The organism is Brevundimonas sp. NPDC007368, assembly GCF_042869015.1.
Taxonomy (GTDB): Bacteria; Pseudomonadota; Alphaproteobacteria; order Caulobacterales; family Caulobacteraceae; genus Brevundimonas.
This window is the reverse complement of sequence record NZ_JBIAFA010000005.1, coordinates 66,870-87,800: the sequence shown is the minus strand read 5'-3', so window position 1 is coordinate 87,800 and position 20,931 is coordinate 66,870. Positions and strand designations below refer to the sequence as shown.

The window sequence follows — 20,931 nt, the reverse complement described above, 5'->3', positions numbered from 1 at the left end:
GCCGCCATGCGCACATTTCTTCTTGCTTCGACGATCCTGATGGCCGCGACCTCGGCCTTCGCCCAGTCCACGCCGCAGCCGGCGACGCCGCCGGCCGCCACGGCCGCCACGGCCCCGGCCTCCTCGATCCTGACGGTCGAGCGGGTCTTCGCCAATCCGTCCCTGTCCGGGCCGGTCGCCAAGGGCGTCAGCCTGTCGCCGGACGGCGAGCTGCTGGCCTTTCTGCGCTCGCGCGAGGACGACGTGGACGTGCTGGACCTGTGGGCCGCGCCGGTGAAGGGGGGCGAGCCGTTCAAACTGATCGACGCCCGCGCCCTGGCGCCCGACGCCGGCGAACTGTCCGAGGCCGAGAAGGCGCGCCGCGAGCGCATGCGCATCAGCCAGCGCGGCGTGGTCGAATATTCGTGGGACGAGCAGGGCCGCTACATCCTGGCCCCGCTGGAAGGCGACATCTTCCTGGCCAACCGCGCTGACGGCGCCGTGCGCCGTCTGACGGAAACCCCGGCGGACGAGATCGACGCCAAGGTCTCGCCCAAGGGCTCTTTCGTCAGCTTCGTGCGCGATCAGGACCTGGTGGTGCTGAACCTGGCCACGGGCGCCGAACAGGCGATCACCACCGACGGCGACGGCCTGATCACCTGGGCCACGGCCGAGTTCATCGCCCAGGAAGAGCTGGATCGCGACACCGGCTACTGGTGGAGCCCGGACGAGCGTTTCATCGCCCTGCAGCGCACGGACGAGACCCAGGTCGACGTCATCCCGCGCCTGGACATCACCGGCGGCGGCGCCTCGGTGATCGAGCAGCGCTACCCGCGCGCCGGTCGCCCCAACGCCGTGGTCGAGCTCTATGTGCAGGATGTGCAGGCCGGCAAGCGGGTCAAGGTGGACCTGGGCGCCGACGCCGACATCTACCTGGCCCGCGTCAACTGGGCCAAGGACGGGCGGACGATGTACGTCCAGCGCCTGTCGCGCGACCAGAAGACGCTGGACCTGCTGAGCGTTGACCCGACGACCGGGGCCAGCCGCGTCATCGCCACCCAGCGCTCGACCGCCTGGGTGCCGTTGAACCACGACTTCAAGCCGCTGACGAACGGCGACTTCATCTGGGCGTCGGAGGAGACCGGCTGGAAGCACCTGTATCTCTACGGCCGGGACGGTCGTCGTCTGCGCGCGATCACGCGCGGCGACTATCCGGTCAAGGCGCTGGACGGCGTCAACGAAGCGACCGGCGAGGTGTTCTTCACCGCCTCGATGCGCGACGGCAAGGAATACCCGATCGAGCAGCAGCTGTTCCGCGCCAGCATGAAACGCCCGATCGCCCCGGTCGAGATCACCCCGCGCGGCGGGTGGTGGAGCGCCTCGGTCAACAGAACCGGCACGGCCTTCGTCGGCAACTACGCCGACGTGAACACGCCGCCGCAGTCGGCCCTGTATTCGATCGACGGCCAGCGCCTGCGCTGGATCGAAGAGAACCGGCTTCAGCCGGGCCATCCCTTCTGGCCCTATGCCGAGCGCCAGCAGAAGCCGACCTTCGGCACGCTGCAAAGCCACGGCGAGACCCTGGTGTGGCAGATGACCACGCCGCCGGGCTTTGATCCGACCAAGACCTATCCGGTTGTGATGCAGGTTTACGGCGGCCCATCGGGCGGCGGGGTCAAGAACGCCTGGCAGGGGGCGACCAACCAGCTGCTGACCGAGGCGGGCTACATCGTCTTCCGCCTGGACAACCGGGGCGAGGGCGACCGTTCGGCGGCCTTCAAGCAGGCGCTGTACCTGAAGATGGGCCAGCCCGAGATCGAGGATCAGGTCATCGCCGCAGACTATCTGCGGTCGCTGCCCTATGTCGATGACAGCCGCATCGCCATGATGGGCTGGTCCTATGGCGGTTTCATGAGCCTGATGGCCCTGACCGAGCCGAAGATGGGTCTGGCCTCGGCCCTGGCCGGCGCCCCGCCGACCGAGTGGAGCCTCTACGACACGGCCTATACCGAGCGCTACATGTCGACGCCGCAGGCCAATGTGGAAGGCTATGCCGCCTCGGACGTGCTGGGCCGTCTCGACAACCTGACCGGGCGTCTGCTGCTGCTGCACGGCATGGCCGACGACAACGTCATCTTCGAGAACACCACGCGGGTGCTGAACGCGCTGCAGGAAAAGAGCGTCCCCTTCGAGACCATGCTCTATCCGGGTCAGCGCCACGGCGTGCGCGGCAATGAGAGGCAGCTTCACCTATGGCGCACCTACCTCGACTTCCTCGACCGCACCATCGGCACGCGCGCGCCCGTCAAGGCGGACTGATCGCGGCGGCGGCTGCCGGAGCCCTCTGTTGGGGGGCTGTAACCCCGGCAGCCGCACAGGCGACGGCATCCCATTCCGGCTGCCGATTGCTCAGCCAGATGGCTCCTGCCGAGCAAGCCGAAATTCGTCGCGACGCCGCCGCGCGCGGACGTTCCATTCCGGATGGAGCAGATGTCGAGATCTGCCGAGAGAGGGCGACCTCTGCGGCGTCGTTCATCGGAATGCTGCAGACCATGGATGAGCGCTACCGAAGCGTGCTGCGATGGTCGCCGCCAGACGCCTTGAGGATACAGGACGGAGGCAACGCCCAGATGCAGGGCGTGATGGTTCTGCTCAAGGACAACATCGAAAGCCGCGACATGCCGACCACGGCCGGTTCGCTGGCCTTGCTTGGCCATGCGCCCGGCCGTGACGCGCCCATCGTGGCGCGGCTGCGAGATGCGGGGGCTGTCATCCTCGGTAAGACCAACCTGTCAGAGTGGGCCAACATCCGCTCGTCGCAGTCCATCAGCGGCTGGAGCGCGGTGGGCGGCCAGACGCGCAACCCCTATGATCCGGCGCGGACGCCCTGCGGCTCGTCCTCGGGCAGCGCGGTCGCGGTGGCCATCGGACTGGCGCCGATCGCCATCGGCACCGAGACGGACGGCTCGATCACCTGCCCGGCCTCGGTCAACGGCGTGGTTGGTTTCAAGCCGACCGTGGGCCTGGTCAGCCGCACTCATATCGTGCCCATCAGCCATTCGCAGGACACCGCCGGTCCCATCGCCACGACGGTCGAGGACGCGGCCATCGTCCTGAGCGTCATCGCCGGTTCCGATCCCGCCGATCCGGCCACCGTCGAGGCAGACGCGCGCAAGGTCGACTATCGTGCCGCTCTGGACGTGAACAGCCTGCGCGGGGCGCGGATCGGGGTCATGCGTTTCCTGCTGCCCTCCTATTCGGCCGAGACGCGGGCTGAGTTCGAGCGGGCCCTGGTCGCCCTGCGCGCGGCAGGGGCCGAGGTGGTCGAAATCGAACAGGGACCGTCCGACCTGCGCGCCATCGGCGGCTGGGAGCTGACGGTCCTGCTGACCGAGCTGAAGCACGATCTGAACCTCTATCTGGCCTCGACCGACCCCGCTCAGGTCAAGGCGCGAACCTTGGCCGAGGTCATCGCCTTCAACGCCGCCGAAACGCGCGAAACGGTGCTGTTTGGCCAGGACCTGTTTGAGCGGGCTCAGACGACGGGCGGCCTGACTGACCCCGCCTATGTCGAGGCGCGGGCGAAGTCGCTGCGGGCGGCGGGGCCGGAGGGGATCGACCGGATGATGGCCGAGCACCGCGTCGTGGCCCTGATCGCGCCGACCACCTCGCGCGCCTGGACCAATGATCCCAAAGACGACGACGACATGCAGGGCTCGGCCAGTCGGTTGGCGGCGGTGGCGGGCTATCCACACCTGAGCGTGCCCATGGGCTTTGACCGGGGGATGCCGGTGGGCCTCAGCTTCATCGGCGGCAAGTGGGACGACGCCCGCATCCTATCGCTGGGCCATGCCTATGAGCAGGCCACGCATGAGCGCCGACCGCCGCCCATGCCCCAGCCTGCCCTCTGAGCAACCTCGGCCGTTCAGGCGGGTTAAACGGCCATGGAAAAGCTGTTCAACCATTTCGCCAACACGACGGCCAAGGTCGCGGGACGGCCGTGGACCTTCATCCTGTGTCTGCTGCTGGTGCTGGGCTGGGCCGTAACGGGCCCGGTCTTCAAGTTCAGCGAGACCTGGCAGCTGGTGATCAACACCGGCACGACCATCATCACCTTCCTGATGGTCTTCCTGATCCAGAACACCCAGAACCGCGATGCGGCGGCCATGCACGCCAAGCTGGACGAGCTGGTCTATGCGGTGAAGAAGGCCGATGCGGGCTTCATCGGCATCGAGCACCTGACCGACAAGGAACTGGCGGTCATCCTCAAGGAGGTCGAGCGGCGCGGGCGCGACATCCACGCCGGACAACCGGCTCGAGCGGTCCGGGGACGGCCGGCCTCTCGTGTCGAGGAGGACGGCGCGCTCGAGGGCTCGGCGAAAAATAGAGTCTAATTCGTCTGAATAGTCTGAAATTCCTCCGGGGCGACGGTCCGAAGGACATGATGGCGCATGAAGGGACGGGGCGCGCCAAATGGGCCAGAGAGGCGCGCAAACGCCGTGATTTTCAAGGATTGGAGCGGCGAGGTAGACGGGCGACATTGATTTCAATGTTGCGCCGACACCCCTCATCCGGCCCTGGCGGGCCACCTTCTCCCACAAGGGGAGAAGGGGCTTGGCGGTCTTAGTCGCGGTAGTTGAGCGCCGGAGCGCGGTCGCCGAGCAGGGCTTCGTATTTGAAGTCGGGGCCGCGGCGACGCTCGAACTCGGTCTTGGCGGCGGCGATGGTGTCTGGGCTCTGGAACAGTTCGGCGGTGGTCAGGGCCAGGGTCTTGGCGGCCAGGTGCGCGCCCTTCAGGCCGATGGTCGAGCCGGCGGCGACCACGTTCTGCCAGCTGTGGCCCGCCGAGCCGGGGACGAAGGTGGCGGTGGACAGGCCGACCGTGGGCGCGACCCAGGACACGTCCGAGACATCGGTCGAGCCGCCGAACTCGCCGCCGATGACGGCCGGCTCGATCGTGCCGACGCTGGCCAGGTCGGGCTTGGTCGGCAGGGTCTTTTGGATCTCGGCGGCCAGGGCGATTTCCGCGGGCGTCCAGGTGATGCCGCCGACATGGCGCAGGTTGCGGTCCATGACGGTCATCAGGGCTTCGTTTGGCAGCATGGAATAGACGCCGCCGATGGCCTCGAACTCGACGCGGGTGCCGGTGCCGAGCGCCGCGCCCTCGGCCGCCTTCTTCACCCGCTCCAGCACGTCGCGGACGATTTGCGGGTCGTTGTGGCGGACGTAGTAGTAGCTCTCGGCGAAGGCCGGAACGACGTTGGGCGCCTTGGCCCCGTCGGTGATGGCGTAGTGGATGCGGGTGCGGTCAGGAATGTGCTCGCGCATCAGGTTGACCATGGCGTTCATGGCCTCGACCCCGTCCAGGGCCGAGCGGCCGCGATCCGGGGCGGCGGCGGCGTGGGCGGCCGTGCCGTAGAAGCGGAACTTGCCCGAGACATTGGACATGGTGTCGCCCTGACGGGCGCTGTTGACGTTGCCGGGGTGCCAGTGAACGGCCACGTCCACGTCGTTGAACAGGCCGTCGCGGACCATATAGACCTTGCCCGAGCCGCCTTCCTCGGCGGGCGTGCCGTAGACGCGCAGTTCGCCCTTGATGTTGTTGGCGACCATCCAGTCCTTGACCGCGATGGCGGCGTGGACGGAGGCGGCGCCGAACAGGTTGTGACCGCAGCCATGACCGGCGTGGCCGCCTGCGCTTTCCTGCACCGGGTTCATCGTCTGCGACAGCCCGGGCAGGGCGTCGTATTCGGCCAGAACCGCGATGACCGGGCCGTCGCCGTTCTTGAAGCTGGCCAGGAAGGCGGTGGGTTCATTAGCGATGCCCGGCGTGACCTGGAAGCCGGCCTCGCGCAGCTGGCCCTGCAGCAGGTTCGAGCTTTGGGTCTCCTGATAGCCCAGCTCCGCGAACTTCCAGATTTCGAGCGCCGCGTGGTCGAGGGCCGGCTGGTTGCGCTCGACCGTGCCAGTGATCTGGGCGCGGGCCTGGGGCGACAGTTCGGCGGCGAAGGCCGGGAGGCTGAGGCCGGTCAGGACGGCGGCGAGCGCCAGGGCGCGCATCGAGACGGGTTTCATCGGGAACTCCACAAACGGACGGCGAATAGACGAAGGGCGGAAGACGATGGCTCGCCTTCCGCCCGAGAGGATCAAGACCGGATCAGAAGGTCTTGCGGAAGCTGGCGTACCAGTAGCGGCCATAGGGCTGATAGACGGTGCCGACGAAGCCCGCGGCCGACAGGGGCGGCTCCTCGTCGGTCAGGTTGCGCACGCCGACGCGCACGGCCGTTCCGGCCAGACGGCCCTCGTCAAACTGATACTCGCCATAGAGGTTGGCGGTGATGGTGGCGTCCACCGTCCAGTAGTCGCCCGCAGAGTTGGTCAGGCTGTCGTCATAGAGGGACGAGATGTACTGGGTGAAGGCGCCGACGGTCCAGGCGTCCTTACGCCAGGTGCCGGACAGGGACCACTTCCACTCGGGGCGACCCAGATCGCGGATCATGTCGCCCATGCTGCCGCCCAGTGAGATCGACGAAGCGATGTCGCCCTTTTCCTTGGCGTCCACCAGGGCCTGAGCGCCCGGCGCCAGCTCCAGGTAGTATTTCAGCAGGTGCGAGACGTTCAGGTTCAGGCTGAAGTCGCCATAGGCCGTGTCACGCAGGCTCCACATGGCGCCCAGATCCAGACCCTCGACGGTCTGGGGCTGCTGGTTGGTGTAGGCGTCGGTGATGTATTGCACCTCGCCGACGGCGGTCAGGCCGGTGCCTGCGAAGATGGCCTGATCGGCGGCGGTCGCATCGGCGCGCACGACATTGGGGTTCGAGCTGCCCTGCTTGCGCAGCAGGTAGTCCAGGATCAGGGCGTTCTGGCCGCGGAACAGACCGACCATGCCGGTCTGCTCGACCTGCCACCAGTCGGCGGTGAAGGTGAAGTTCCCGAACTGTTCGGGGACGAAGCGGGGCTGAACGACCAGGCCGAAGGACAGGGTTTCGGACTCTTCCGGCTGCAGGTCGGGGTTGCCGGAGCGGCGCTCGGCCGTGAGCTTGCGGACGTGGGTCTGGCTGGCGTTGGCCTTGTCCACGAAGCTGTTGGGGATGCCGGAGACGGTGCTGGCGCCGCACTGGCTCATATCGGTGATGGCGCCCCGACGCAGCAGGGCCTCGCAGTAGATGTAGTCGTTCGAGCTGTTGGAGCGGGTGATCACCGTGGCGTTGATCTGCTCCAGGTTGGGCGCGCGGAAGCCCTGGGCCCAGGAGCCGCGAACGCGGAAGCCGTCGACGATGTCCCAGGCGGCGGCGACCTTGGGCTTGGCCACGTCGCCGAAGTCTGAATAGTTCTCGAAGCGGCCCGCGACCTGCACTTCCAGATTGTGAACCAGCGGGATGTTCATCTCCGGCGACACCAGGGGCGCGGCGAACTCCAGATAGGCGGAGAAGACGTCGCGCTCGCCGTAGGTGTCGGGGTTTTCGGACGAGTTGATCAGGTCGCTGTAGGTCGCGCCGGATTTGTCGGTGTAGCGGATCGTGCCGTCGATCCGGCTGTCGCGATCATCCAGCTGGGTCTCGGTGCGCGCCTCGATGCCGGCCGCCATGCCGACCGGGCCGCCGGGCAGAGTGAATAGGTCGGGACGAGAGATCTTGAAGTCCCACAGGCCCAGCTCGGTCTTGGTCTTACGGACCATGTCGACGCGAATGGCGTCCAGAGCTTCCTGATTCGACGGGGTGGCGTCGCCGAAGCGCGGATTGGCCGGGTCGCCGCCGTTGAAGAAGTTGTAGGCGTCAGGCGTCGACTTGGCCGCCCATTCCGCCAGCAGGGTCGTCGAGATGTTGTCGGACACGTCCTTGGCGGTGGCTTCGGACCAGAGCAGGGCCGATTCCCAGTTCCAGCCGCGCCATTCGCCGCGCAGGCCGCCGAGGGCGCGGAATTGCTCGTTCGTCACCTCGACATTGATCGGCCCCATGTCGTTGAAGCGGTAACCGGTCAGGCGCACGTCCCGCTTGAACGGGTTGTAGTAGTTGGTCCCGGCGATGGTCATGACGACCGACGACAGGGTGTTGATCGGGGCCTGGCGCGCATTGGATTGCGCGTAATAGGCGCCCAGTTCGCCGAAGGCCTCGACCGCGTCGTTGATCTGATAGCGGCCGGTCAGGAAGAGGTTGAAGCGATCGACCTCGGGCACGACGGTCAGGTCTTCCTTGGCCGTGTCCGCCAGCAGGGAGGCGTCGACATTGGTCGTCCGCTTCAGGCACAGGCCGTCGGCCAGGGCGGCGGCGCAGCCGGCCAGGGTGTTGGGCTGGATGGTGAAGGTGGTGAAGCTCTGACCGCCGTAGGAGGCGGCGCTGGGCAGGGTGAACTGGCCCCAGGGCGTCAGCGACGACAGGCCGTTCAAGGCCGAGCCGGTGAAGCCCGTGCCGTCGAACAGGGGCCGCTTGTCGTCAGAGGCGGTGAAGGACTGATCCAGCGTCGAGAGCTCGTCGCGGTGGTCATAGTTGAAGAAGAGCGAGACGTTGCCGCGTCCCTCGGCGATGTCCTGGCCGCCGTAGAGGGAGAAGTTGGTCTCCCACATGTCTGTGCCCTCGGCGAAACCGTACTGGGCCGAGACGGTCCAGTCGGTCATGTCGTCGCGCAGGACCGTGTTGATCACGCCGGCCACCGCGTCCGCGCCGTAGATGGCGGCGGCGCCGTCGCGCAGGACTTCCAGGCGCTTCAGGCCCGATACCGGAATGGCGTTGGTGTTGTAGGTCAGGACCGGGACCAGGTGCTCGTTGGCCTGGGACGTGGGGTGGCCGACGACGCGGCGGCCGTTCAGCAGCACCAGGGTGTTGCCGATGCCGAGGCTGCGCAGGTTGACCGAGCCGGTGTCGCCGCGCGCCGAATTGGAGCTGGCGGGCAGGTAGGAGGAGTTGAAGGTCACGTCGCCCATCTGGGGGATGGTGCGCAGCAGTTCGTCGCCCGAGGTGGCGGCGGCGGCCAGGATCTGCTCCTCGCCGACCACGGTGACGGGCAGGGCGGCGGTCACCTTGGCGCCGCGGATCTGCGAGCCGACCACGACGATCTCGTCGACCTGGGTGGCCTGTTCCTCGGGGGCGTCCTGAGCGACGGCGCCGGTCGCGGCGCCGAACAGGGCCGTGGTGGCCAACATGGCCGTCTTCAAGCTTCGACGAGCGAAGGCTGCACGCATGGTCTGGTTATCCCCTGTGGTGGTCATCGAGCTCGGTATCCCCCCGAGGCACGAGTGGTGGCGGTCGGACGATTGGCAGGCATGAAACGCACGCCGGGCGCCGCACATGGCAATGCGCCTGGCCCGGATGTTCTGTCTCGAGGTTGACTAGAAGCCGCCACAATCGCGCCGTCAACCGTTTAAGGTCAAATATTGCTGTTGTTCAAGATTCCGAGCAAGGTAATCACCTCAAAACGGCCTTGAGTTCGCTCTTTCGGCAATGCTATCGCTCTATCCGGACGTTCTTCGTCGAGCGCGGCCTGGTTTCAGGCTTCATGTTTCGATGAATTTGACGCGAATTGTGACGGGGTGGCTATGCGTTCTCACGTGAAGATTCTGGCGGTCGCTGCGGCGGCTCTGTTGGCGGCGGCGCCCGCGCTGGCGCAGGAAGCGGCGGTCCCGACCCGGCCCGCGGTCGGCAGCGGCGGCGACATCGTCAGCTATGGCCAGATCCACAGTCCGACGATCGGGCGGGGCGGCATGGTGGTGAGCCAGAGCGCCCTGGCGACCCAGGTCGGCGTCGATATTCTGAAGCAGGGGGGCAACGCCGTGGACGCGGCGGTCGCGGTCGCCTTCGCCGAGGCCGTGACCCTGCCGCGTGCGGGCAATATCGGCGGCGGCGGCTACATGATCGTGCATATGGCCGCGACGGCGGACCGCCCGGCCCAGGACATCGCCATCAACTATTACGGCACGGCTCCGCGCGCCACGACGCCCGACTTCCTGCTGGACGACAGCGGCAAGTTCGACCGTCGCGCGCCCTCCAGCTTCCGCAACGTCTCGGTGCCGGGCACGGTCGCGGGCATGTGGGAGGCGCACAAGCGCTTCGGCGCCCTGACCTGGGCCCAGGTCCTGGCGCCTTCGGTCAAGCTGGCCGAGGACGGCGTCATCCTGTCGGACGGGGAGGCGGACGCCACGGCGGGCCGCGCCACGGTTCTGGCCACCGATCCCGGCGCGCGCGAGGCCTATCTGAAGGCGGACGGCACGCCCTATCGCGCGGGTGAACTGTTCAAGCAGCCGCAACTGGCCTGGAGCCTGCGTCAGGTGCAGCAGGGCGGGGCCGACGCCTTCTATCGCGGCGAACTGGCGAAGAAGATCGTCGAGGGCGTGCAGGCGCGCGGCGGGATCATGGATGCGCAGGATCTGGCCGATTACCGCGCCGACGTGACCGCGCCGATCTGGTCCACCTATCGCGATCACCGCATCGCCTACATGCCGCCGACCGCCTCGGGCGTTAGCGTGGCCGAGGGGTTGAACCTGCTGGAGCATTTCCCCATGCGCGAGCTGCGCTGGGGCAGCGTCGACAGCCTGCATCTGATTTCCGAAGCGATGAAGATCGTCTCCTCGGACCGTCGCCTGATCGGCGGCGCGCCGCAGTGGACGACGCCCGCGCAGGGTCTGGCCAGCAAGGCGTTCGCCGCCGAGCGGGTCAAGCTGATCCGCATGGATCGCTCGCTGGCCGCCGCCGACATCCCGGAGGGCAACCCCTATCCGTATGAGAGCCAGGACACGACCCACTATTCGGTGGCCGACGCCCACGGCAATGCGGTGTCGAACACCTATACCCTGTCCAACTCCTACGGCGCGCACGTCGCCCCGGTGGGGACGGGCATCCTGCTGAACAACTCGCTGGACAACTTCTCGTGGGGCACGCGGGGAGAGCCGAACTCACCGGCGCCGGGCAAGCGGCTGGGCTCGACCATCACGCCGATGATCGTCTTTGACGACGACAAGCCCTGGCTGGTCACCGGCACGCCGGGCGGCGGCTACATCATCGCCACCATGGTGCAGCTGATCTCCAACGTCATCGACCACCAGCTGAACATCGCCGAGGCGGCCATGCGCCCGCGTCTGAACCAGGGCGGCGGCGACAGCCCGCTGGAGCTGGAAGGCGGCTTCTCGCCCGACGTCGAACGCCTGCTGCGCGAGCGCGGCCACACGGTCCGCCCGTCCATGACAATGGGCAGCACCCAGTCCATCATGATCGAGGGCGATCGATTCCTGGGCGCGGCGGACACCCGTCGGCCCGACGCCCTGGCGCTCGGCGTCCAGTAGATCTCAGTCAACCGCGGGGGGCGGCTCATGTTGCGCAAGGTTCTGCTGGCGAGCGTCGCCGGTCTGGTCGTGGCCGCCGGGGCGGCGCCGGTTCTGGCGCAAACGGGAAGCCCCGCCGCCGCCGCGTCGTCAGCCTCGGCCTGGCAGGAGGGCCTGTTCGGCGTGAAGCTGGACCGGCAGAAGGGCAAGGCGACGGTGCGTCTGCCCGCGCCGGGCGCCGACGGCATTCTGGGCCGCTACCTCTATCAGCCGGGCCTGTCGGCGGGGCTGGGCATGGACGGGGCCGGTCTGGACCGGTCGGGTCTGGGGCAGGCCCAGGTCGTGGCCTTCCGCAAGGTGGGCAATCGCGTCTTCGCCGAGTTCGAGAACACTCGCTTCCGCGCCGTGGACGCCGACCCCGATCAGGTGAACGCGGTCGCCGCCTCCTTCGCGCCCTCGGTGGTCTGGTCCGGCGAGGTGGTCGAGACGGGAGTGGACGGATCGGTCAGCGTCGACCTGTCGGGCTTTCTGGAGCGCGACGCGGTCAACGCCGTCGGACGCCTGAAGCGGGCGCGGCTGGGCACGTTCAAGGCGGCGCCGACTCTGGGCTACCTCGACGCCGATCAGACCCTGGTCTTCCCGGACAATGTCGAGTTCCAGACGGTCCAGACCTTCACCAGCGATGAGCCGGGAGCCGAACTGTCGCGCGTCTCGCCGGAATCACGCTCGGTCACCCTGACGGTGCGTCACTCCTTCATCCGCCTGCCGGACGACGGCTTCCAGCCGGTGCTGCACGATCCGCGCTCGGGCACCTCGGCCCAGGTCATGGTGACGGACTTCGCCGCCGATCTGGATCAACCGGTGGTCAGCCGCCTGGCGCGTCGTTTCCGGCTGGAGAAGACCGATCCGACCGCCGCGCGCTCGACGGTGAAGAAGCCCATCGTCTTCTATGTCGACCGCGCCGCCCCGCCCGCCATCCGTCAGGCCCTGATCGAGGGCGGCAACTGGTGGGCGCAAGCCTTTGACAAGGCGGGATACATAGACGCTTTCCGGGTCGATCTGCTGCCCGAAGGGGCGCACCCGATGGACGCGCGCTACAACATCGTGTCGTGGGTCCACCGCGAGACGCGCGGCTGGTCGACGGGCACCAGCGTCAACGACCCGCGCACCGGCGAGATCGTGCGCGGCGTGGTGCAACTGGGTTCGCTGCGCGACCGTCAGGACAAGATGATCTTCGAGGGTCTCGTGGGCGCCGACCGCAGCGGCACGGGCGGCGAGGACGACCCGGACCGTCTGGCCTATCAGCGCCTGCGCCACCTGTCGGCGCACGAGATCGGCCACGCCCTGGGCATCGCTCACAACTTCGCCGCCTCGACCTATGAGGACCGGGCCTCGGTCATGGACTATCCGGCGCCCTGGGTGATCGCCGACGGCGAGCGTCTGGACTTCAGCCGCGCCTATACGACCGGCGTCGGCGCCTGGGACCGCTATGTGGTGGACTGGCTCTATGGCGACGCGCCGGGGCAGGACGCGGTGACGCGCCGCGCCGGACTGGCGGCGGAGGCTCAAGGAAAGGGCTATCGCTTCGTCAACGACACGGACACCCGGCCGCTCGGCAGTCTGCAGCCCTACGCCGCCATGTGGGACAACGGGACTGACCCGGTCGCCGAGTTCGCCAATGTCATGGCGGTGCGGCGCGTCGCCCTGTCGCGCTTCGGACTGGCCAACCTGCCGGCGGGCGCGCCGGCGGCGGACCTGCGCCGCGTGATCGTGCCGATCTATCTCTATCACCGCTATCAGACCACCGCGGTCGGGCGGCAGATCGGCGGCGTGGACTATGGCTACGCCATCAGCGGCGATGGCCATGAGCGGGCCGAGGTCGTGCCCGCCGACAAGCAGCGCGCGGCGCTGGAGGCCCTGATGCAGGCCCTGTCGCCGGCCGAACTGGATCTGCGCGACGACCTGATCGACCTGCTGTCCTCGGCCCAGTCGGGCAACGCGGACCGGCAGATGCAGATCGAGCTGTTCGAGGGCAAGACCGACGCCGTGTTCGACCCGTCATCGGCGGCGGCGGCGGCGTCCGAGGTGGTGTTCGAGACCCTGCTGGCGCCCGAGCGCCTGAACCGCCTGGTCGAGCAGCAGCGTCGGGATGCGGGGCAACTGGGTTTGACCGAGGTTCTGGACCGGGTGGCGACGGCCGTGGGGCCGGGCGCGAATCTCAGCCCGCGTCAGGCTGAACTGCGCCGCGTGACGCGCGCGCGCTACGCCGCCTATCTGGCCGCCCTGATCCAGGGCAAGGACCTGTCGTCCACGGCGCAAGGGGCGGTGCGCGACAGCGCGCGGCGCTTTGGCGAGCAGTTGAAGCGCTGCCGCGGCGACCGGCTGGAGACGGCTCAGTGCGCTTTCCTGGGCGAAGCTCTGACCGGGCCGGTCGACGGGCTGAAGGCGCTCAGCGAGACCCTGCCGGTCGCCCAGGCCGTGCCGCCCGGCGCGCCGATCGGCGGCGGCGAGTGGCATTGACCTGAACGCTTAACCCTCTCCCGGCGGGAGAGGGTTACTTCATCTCCCGCCAGGTCTTGCCGGTGACGCCCTCATAGTTGGTCGCGTGATAGACGCCGCGCGCCGCCGCGCGGGCCAGGACGTCGGCCGCGACGTTACCGAGTTGAGCCACCGCAACCTGACGCATGGCCGGATTGTCGATGACCTTCTTGCCGGTCGACAGGCAGAACAGGGTGTCGCCGTCGAAAGGCGCGTGGGCGGGACGGATGGCGCGCGCCATGCCGTCCTGGGCCATGATGGCCATGCGCTGAAGCTCCACGCGAGTCAGGGCCACGTCGGTGGCGATGCAGGCGATGGTGGTGTTCTCGCGCGGCTGAGGCCGGAACTTGGACAGTCCCCAGTCCTCGGCCGAGGCGTGCAGACCCGATGAGCCGAGGCCGCCGAACTCGTCGCCGATCTCATAAGGCGCGGCCCAGAAGCTCTTGCCGCCCGGGGCCACGACCGAGCCGACGCTGTTGACCGCGACTATGGCGCCGACGGTCCAGCCGGAGGCCATGACGGCCGACGCCGAGCCGATGCCGCCCTTCAACGCGCCGGCTTCCGCGCCATAGCCCGCGCCGGCGGTGCCGAGGTCGAAACGGTCGCCCGCAGCTTCCAACGCCTGAACCGACAGGCGGCGATAGGGCGGCTCCATCTCCCACTGCTTGTCACCGCCGTTGGCCAGGTCGTAGAGACAGGCGGTCGGGATGATGGGCGAGGGGGGCACGCCCGGCGCGCCGCCCATGCCGTAGCCGCGCCCGCGCATCCCCATCCAGGCGGCGACGCTGTCGGCCGAGCCCAGGCCATAGACCGAGCCGCCCGACAGGATGATGGCGTCCACCTCCTGCACCAGGTTTTCGGCGCGCAGGACGTCCGTCTCGCGCCCGGCGGGGCCGCCGCCGCGCACGTCCACGGCGGCGACGGCGGGCTTTTCGGCCAGGATGACGGTGACGCCGGTGCGGACGCCCGCGTCATGGGCCTGACCGACCTTGATGCCTTCGACGTCGGTGATGAGGTTCAGCGGGCCGGTGCGGCCCGAGGCGCGGGCGGCGCTCTGCGCGGCGGGCTTGGCGCTGGCGGCGCCGGCGGCGGAGGCGGCGGCGCCGATCAGGGCCGAGCCGAGGACGGTTCTGCGGTTCATCCGGCGGTTTCCTTTTCCAGAGCGTGATTGCGGACCAGATCCGGCGTCGCCGCCAGAAGTTTCTGCGTATAGGGGTGCGAAGGGGCGGCGAAGACGGCGGCGGTTGCGCCCTGTTCGACGATCTTTCCGGCCTGCATGACCAGCAGGCGATCCGTCACCGTGCGCACGACGCTGAGGTCGTGGGTGACAAAGAGGTAGGACAGGCCCAGCCGGTCCGACAGGTCGGCCAGCAGGTCCAGCACCTGGGCTCGCACGGAGACGTCGAGCGCCGAGACCGCCTCGTCCAGACAGATGACCGAGGGCGCGGTGATCAGGGCGCGGGCGATGGCGATGCGCTGGCGCTGGCCGCCCGAGAACTCGTGCGGATAGCGGTCGGCGGCCGCACTGTTCAGGCCGACGCGCTCCAGCATTTCATCGACGCGGCGGCGGGCCTCGGCAGGGGATGGTTTGGCGTCCAGCAGGTGGAAGTTCTCGGTGACCAGATCGCTGACCTTCCAGCGCGGATCAAAGCTGCCGTAGGGGTCCTGGAACACCACCTGGATGTCGCGGCGGATGGATTTCAGCGCGGCGCCGCGCGCGGCGGTGATGTCGCGGCCCTTGACCCGGACGCGACCCGCTTGCGGTGGCTCCAGCGCGAGGATGGCGCGCAACAGGGTGGACTTGCCGCAGCCGCTTTCGCCGACCAGGCCGACGCTCTCGCCCGGCTGGATCGACAGGCTGACCTGATCGACGGCGCGGAAGGTCTTGGACTTGCCGAACAGGGCGGGCGCGCCGCCGTATTCGCGCACCAGACCCTCGACCTGAAGCACCGGGGCGGCGTCGTCCTGGGGGCGGCTGCGGCGCGTCGGGGCGTGGGTGGCGTTGGCCAGAAGACGTTGCGAATAGGGGTGGGCCATGCCGGCGCGAATGCGCGCGACGGGCGCCTCCTCGACCAGTTCGCCGTCCTTCATCACCGCCAGCCTGTCGGCGGTCTCGGCCACCACGGCGAGGTCGTGGGTGATGAGGATCAGGCCCATGCCGTCCTCGCGCACCAGTCGCTTCAGCAGGTCCAGCACCTGGGCCTGCGTCGTCACGTCCAGCGCCGTCGTCGCCTCGTCGGCGATCAGCAGCTTGGGCGTCAGGGCGATGGCGATGGCGATGGCGACGCGCTGTCTCTGGCCGCCCGACAGTTCGTGTGGATAGCGGCTCAGGGGGAAGCGTTCGGCGGGCAGGCCGACGCGATCCAGCACAGAGCGAGCGACGGCCAGGGCTTCCTTGCGCGAGGTCTTTTTGTGCAGGCGCACTGTCTCCGCGACCTGATCGCCGATGGTCATGACGGGGTTCAGGGCCGTCATCGGCTCCTGGAAGATGATGCCGACGTCGCGGCCGCGCACCTGCTGCATCACGGCGTCGGGCGCGTTCGAGACGACCTGACCGTTCAGGCGGATCTCGCCCGTCATGGTCGTGCGCGGCGGCGTCAGGCCCAGCACGGCCAGGGAGGTCATGGACTTGCCCGAACCGCTCTCGCCGACAAGGCCGAGGATTTCGCCGGGGGCGACGGACAGGCTGACGTTCTTGAGGATCGGCGTCTGGCCGATCGACAGGCTGAGGTCGCGGATATCGAGGACGGTCATGATCAACGCTCCCGCCGCACGCGCGGGTCGAACAGGTCGCGCAGGCCGTCGCCGGTCAGGCTGAGGCCGAGCACGGTCACGAAGATGGCCAGGCCCGGCATGATGGCCAGCCAGGGCGCGAAGCCGATCATGGTCTGGGCCTCGGCCAGCATCCGGCCCCAGCTGGGCGCGGGCGGCTGGGCGCCCAGGCCGACGTAGGACAGGCCCGCCTCGGCGACGATGCCGACGGCGAACTGGATGGCGGCCTGAACCACCAGCAGGCTCATCAGATTGGGCAGGATGTGCTGGAGCGAGATCAGGGTCTTGGACTTGCCCGCCGTGCGGGCGGCCAGGACGTATTCGCGGGTCCACAGGCCCTGCGCCGCGCCGCGCGCGACGCGGGTGAAGACGGGGATGTTGAAGACGCCGATGGCGATGATCGCATTGATCGCGCCCGGCCCCATGACGGCGGTGATCATCACGGCCAGCAGCAGGGCGGGGAAGGCGAAGATCAGATCGTTGCCGCGCATGACCAGTTCGTCGATCCAGCCGCCGCGCGCCGCCGCCGTCAGGCCCAGAGGCGTGCCGATCCCGACGCCGATGCCGACGGCGACGAAGGCCACGACGAGGGAGTTCTGCGCCCCCGCCATGATCATCGACAGCACGTCGCGGCCGAAATGATCCGTGCCCATCCAGTGGGTGGCGGAGGGGGCGGTCAGCTTGGCGGCGATGTCCACCGCCTCGACGTCATAGGGCGTCCAGACCAGGGCCAGCAGGGCGGTCAGCAGGACGACGGCCGTCAGCGCCGCGCCGACGATCAGGGACAGGGGCAAGCGCACGCGGGTCTTGGCTGGTGCGGCGATGGCAGGGGCGTCGGTCATGCGCGGCGTCCCCTCAGGCGCGGATCAGCGAACAGATAGGCGAGGTCGATCAGGAAGCTGACCAGGACCACGGCGAAGACCAGAACCACCACCACGCTCTGCACCACGATCAGGTCGCGCTGGGTGATGGCCTGGAAGACCAGACGGCCGAGGCCGGGGAGGGAGAAGACGTTCTCGATGATGATGCCGCCGGCCAGCAGGAAGGGGAATTGCAGTCCCAGAATGGTCAGGACGGGGATCCAGGCGTTGCGCAGGGCGTGCCGCCACAGGGCCTGATTGACGCTCAAGCCCTTGGCGCGGGCGGTGCGGACATAGTCCTCGTTCATGGTGTCGAGCAGGGCGGTCCGCAGCACGCGGGCGAGGATGGCGGCTTGCGGTGCGGCCAGCGCCACGGCGGGCAGGATCAGGGCCTTGAAGGCGGGCCAGAAGCCCTGGCTCCAACCGGGGAAGCCGCCCGCCGAGAACCAGCCGAGGTTCACCGAGAACAGCAGGATCAGCAGCATGGCGATCCAGAAGTTGGGCAGGGCGACGCCGACCTGGGTCACGCCGATCAGGCCGGTGTCGACGGCGGTTCCCCGGCGGCTGGCGGCGGTGACGCCGATGGGCAGGGCGACCAGCAGCGACAGGACGGTGGCCATCAGGGCGAGCGGCGCCGACACCGCCAGACGTTCGGCGATCAGGCCGCCGACCGGCACCTGATAGGTGTAGCTGGTCCCGAACTGGCCGGTCAGCAGGTCGCCGAGCCAGGCGAAGTAACGCTCAAGGCCCGAGCCTTCGAGGCCCATCTGTTGGCGCAGGGCGGTGATGGCCTCCGGGCTGGCGTTCAGCCCCATCATGTAGCTGGCCGGATCGCCGGGCACGACCTGCAGCAGCAGGAAGATGACCACGGTCGCCGCCAGCAGGGTCAGGGCGTGGCCGCCCACCTTCTTCAGCAGCCAGGCCGCGCCGAAGCGCCAGGCGACAAAGGCCAGCAGGCCGACGCCCGCGATCAGGCTGATCCAGCCCCAGGGCAGGCCGCCGCCGGTGCGCTCGGCGGTTGCTGCGCCCGCTGCGCCCTTACCGGTCCAGTAGGCGCCGGTGACGTCATTGGCGGCGATGGGACCGTTGATCCACAGGCCGTTCAGGTCCGCCTTCCACACGCCGATGCGCGAGGACTGGAACAGGAAGCCGTTGACCGCGTCATCGGCGATGCGGCGTTGCAGATCGCCCAGCAGGCGGTCGCGCGTCGGCTCGTCCGGGGCGGCGTTGACCTCGGCCAACAGGGCGTCGAAGGCGGGGCTGTCGTAGCCGAAATAGTAGTCCTTGCGGCCATAGATGTCGTAGTCCATCGGCTCGACGTGCTCGACGATGGTCAGGTCGAACTGGCGGCGCTTGAACACCTGATCCAGCCACTGCGCCCATTCCAGATTCTCGATCCTGGCGCGTATGCCTGCCTCGGCCAGTTGCGAGATCAGCACCTCGCCGCTGCGCCGGGCGTAGGGGCGGGGCGGCAGGCGAAGAGTCACGTCGATGCCGTTGGGATAGCCCGCTTCGGCCAACAGGGCGCGCGCCTTGGCCGGATCATGCGGGTATAGGCCGGTCAGGTCGATATAGCCCGGCGCCTGACGCGAATAGTGGCTGCCGATCGGTTGGCCGAAGCCGAACATGGCCCCCTGAATCAGGGCCTCGCGGTCGATGGCGTAGGATAGGGCGCGGCGCACCCGCACGTCGTTGAACGGGGCCTTAGTGTTGTTGATCCCCAGGATGACCTTGCCCTCGGATGCGCCGACGACGACGCGGAAACGCGGGTCGCGCTGGAACTGGGCCACGTTTTCGGGGGCGGGATAGTTGGGGAAGGCCTCCACGTCGCCCGCGCTGACGGCGGCGAAGGCGGCGGTCGGATCGCTGATGAAGCGGAAGACGACGGTGTTCAGGCGGGGCGGCGTTCCCCAGTAGCCGTCGCGGCGCATGAGAGTCAGCTGGCTGCCGCGTTGCCAGCCCTGCAGCTTGAACGGACCGGTGCCGACGGGGGTGACGGCGTTGGTCGAAGCGGTCCCGGGCGAGACCATGACCGCGTCGCCCCAGGCCAGGACATAGGGCAGGGTGGCCATGGGTCGCGACAGGCGGATACGGATCGTGGCCGGATCGACGACCTCGACGCTGCGGATCGGCGCGAACAGGGCCTTCTGCGCGTTGGTCGAACCCTCGGCCGTGATGCGGTCCAGCGAGAACTTCACCACCGAGGCGTCGAAGGGCGAGCCGTCGGAGAAGGTGACCCCGCGCCGCAGGTGGAAGGTCCAGATCAGGCCGTCGGGCGCTGCCTCCCAGGTCTCGGCCAGCGACGGGGCGACGGCGCCGTTCTGGGTCAGTTTGGTCAGGCCCTCGAAGACGTTGGCGTAGACGACTTCATCCACCGCCGCCGCCGCGCCCGAGGTTGGGTCGAGGTTCGGCGGCTCCAGCGGCAGCCCCAGGATCAGTCGGTCGCGGGCGGCGGGCGTCTGGGCGTGGGACGGGGCGCCGTGCAGGGCGAGCGAAAGGGTCAGCGTCAGGGCAAACAGCAGCCGCGCCGCCAGCCCGCGTCGCGCCCGCCCGATCACCGAAGTCCTCGCCCCTGTTTTCGTCACCTTGCCTTGATCTCCCCCTCGGCGACGCGGCCGATCTTCGTCAGCCTACGTCATGGATTTCGTGTCACGCCATCGAATAAGCGCGCCTCACCACGGCTGGCGCGCCAGAGAGGCGGGACAGGCGGCCGTGGCCTCGGTCGCGGCGGCGCGGGCGGCCTCGAACTCGACCTTGGCCCTGGCGAAGTCGGCCTGGAAGGCGGGATCAGCCTTCAACCGTGTGACGATGGTCGCGCCGACGATACGGCCCGCCTCGACGTCGCTGGGATAGTGGACGCCGCAGACCGCGCGGCTTTCACCATAGGCCAGGCCGCGGCGCAGGATCTGATCGGCGCGGTCCGGCGCCAGTTCGGCCAGCACAAGGGCCCAGGCCCAGCCCAGGGCCGAGTGGCCTGACGGATAGGAACCGCTGGCCGCCAGCCAGCTTTCCGGCGCGATGCAGGTCGGCAGGGATTCGACCACGAAGGGACGTTTGCGGAACCAGCCCTTCTTGGCCGGGGTCTGGATCATCTCCAGATCGCCCAGCATCTTGCCCATCAGCAAGGTCAGGGTCGGCATCTTCTCGGGCTCGAACTTGAAGCCCAGGGCGCAGTCGAAGGCGCGCGGAGCACCGGGCGTCTCGATCTCGTTGTCGGAGCGGGCGATGACCCAGCGTTCGGTCCCTTCGAGCGACCGCATCTCGCGATAGGCGGCGATGTCGGCCTGTTCGCGCAGCGAGCCCTCGGCGGGCGGGGGCGGCAGGAAGTTGGCGGCGTTGGGCGTGTTCTCGGCCGTCAGATAGCCGTGCGGATGGTCGCGAAAGCCGGTCCAGAAGGCAGCGGGCGCCGGCGTATCGACGGCGGCCGTTTGAGTCGCAACCGCGCCGGCGCAGCCGCCCAAGGTCCCGCTCAGGGCCAGAGCCAGGCTCATCGCGACGAGAGAGGAGGCGAGGCGCGGCTGGGTCATGAGG

The 20,931-nt window shown here is 68.6% G+C and carries 12 protein-coding genes; 5 read left to right on the top strand and 7 right to left on the bottom strand.

The window, feature by feature from the left end; all coding sequences use genetic code 11:
• Positions 1-6: 6 nt before the first annotated feature.
• The 3 genes from ACFYLW_RS11770 to ACFYLW_RS11760 all read left to right on the top strand — a co-directional run bounded on the left by ACFYLW_RS11770 (position 7) and on the right by ACFYLW_RS11760 (position 4,373).
• Positions 7-2,298: a S9 family peptidase gene (locus tag ACFYLW_RS11770; RefSeq protein ID WP_390183069.1), complete on the top strand. Its 2,292-nt coding sequence runs from the start codon at positions 7-9 to the stop codon at positions 2,296-2,298.
• A gap of 98 nt (positions 2,299-2,396) precedes the next feature.
• On the top strand, positions 2,397-3,890 hold the full coding sequence (locus ACFYLW_RS11765; protein ID WP_390183068.1) for an amidase: 1,494 nt from the start codon (positions 2,397-2,399) through the stop codon (positions 3,888-3,890).
• 33 nt (positions 3,891-3,923) lie between these two features.
• Positions 3,924-4,373 (top strand): low affinity iron permease family protein, encoded by a 450-nt coding sequence (locus ACFYLW_RS11760; protein WP_292082072.1) that lies wholly within the window; start codon positions 3,924-3,926, stop codon positions 4,371-4,373.
• A 229-nt stretch (positions 4,374-4,602) separates the two neighbouring features.
• Here the strand turns inward: ACFYLW_RS11760 and ACFYLW_RS11755 are convergent, their stop codons facing one another.
• On the bottom strand, positions 4,603-6,054 hold the full coding sequence (locus ACFYLW_RS11755; RefSeq protein WP_390183067.1) for an amidohydrolase: 1,452 nt from the start codon (positions 6,052-6,054) through the stop codon (positions 4,603-4,605).
• 82 nt (positions 6,055-6,136) lie between these two features.
• Positions 6,137-9,118 (bottom strand): TonB-dependent receptor domain-containing protein, encoded by a 2,982-nt coding sequence (locus ACFYLW_RS11750; protein ID WP_390183065.1) that lies wholly within the window; start codon positions 9,116-9,118, stop codon positions 6,137-6,139.
• Positions 9,119-9,511: 393 nt separating this feature from the next.
• On the opposite strand from ACFYLW_RS11750, the gene ggt reads away from it, so the two are divergent.
• Both ggt and ACFYLW_RS11740 read left to right on the top strand, forming a co-directional pair.
• The gene (ggt, locus tag ACFYLW_RS11745) at positions 9,512-11,251 is read left to right on the top strand and encodes a gamma-glutamyltransferase (protein WP_390183064.1); all 1,740 of its coding nucleotides are present in this window, start codon (positions 9,512-9,514) and stop codon (positions 11,249-11,251) included.
• 27 nt (positions 11,252-11,278) lie between these two features.
• Positions 11,279-13,750, top strand: coding sequence for a zinc-dependent metalloprotease (locus tag ACFYLW_RS11740; RefSeq protein WP_390183063.1), 2,472 nt, complete (start codon positions 11,279-11,281; stop codon positions 13,748-13,750).
• Between the two features lie 34 nt (positions 13,751-13,784).
• Here the strand turns inward: ACFYLW_RS11740 and ACFYLW_RS11735 are convergent, their stop codons facing one another.
• The 5 genes from ACFYLW_RS11735 to ACFYLW_RS11715 all read right to left on the bottom strand — a co-directional run bounded on the left by ACFYLW_RS11735 (position 13,785) and on the right by ACFYLW_RS11715 (position 20,927).
• Positions 13,785-14,909 (bottom strand): P1 family peptidase, encoded by a 1,125-nt coding sequence (locus ACFYLW_RS11735; protein ID WP_390183062.1) that lies wholly within the window; start codon positions 14,907-14,909, stop codon positions 13,785-13,787.
• On the bottom strand, positions 14,906-16,522 hold the full coding sequence (locus ACFYLW_RS11730; RefSeq protein ID WP_390183061.1) for an ABC transporter ATP-binding protein: 1,617 nt from the start codon (positions 16,520-16,522) through the stop codon (positions 14,906-14,908). Before ACFYLW_RS11730 ends, ACFYLW_RS11735 begins: the two co-directional genes overlap by 4 nt.
• Positions 16,523-16,524: 2 nt before the next feature.
• Positions 16,525-17,382 carry an ABC transporter permease gene (locus ACFYLW_RS11725; protein ID WP_390183059.1) on the bottom strand — a complete coding sequence of 286 codons (858 nt, stop codon included), beginning with the start codon at positions 17,380-17,382 and terminating at the stop codon, positions 16,525-16,527.
• Positions 17,379-19,985 (bottom strand): ABC transporter substrate-binding protein, encoded by a 2,607-nt coding sequence (locus ACFYLW_RS11720; protein WP_390183058.1) that lies wholly within the window; start codon positions 19,983-19,985, stop codon positions 17,379-17,381. Before ACFYLW_RS11720 ends, ACFYLW_RS11725 begins: the two co-directional genes overlap by 4 nt.
• Positions 19,986-20,072: 87 nt before the next feature.
• Positions 20,073-20,927: a phosphatase PAP2 family protein gene (locus ACFYLW_RS11715; RefSeq protein ID WP_390183057.1), complete on the bottom strand. Its 855-nt coding sequence runs from the start codon at positions 20,925-20,927 to the stop codon at positions 20,073-20,075.
• Positions 20,928-20,931 lie beyond the last annotated feature (4 nt).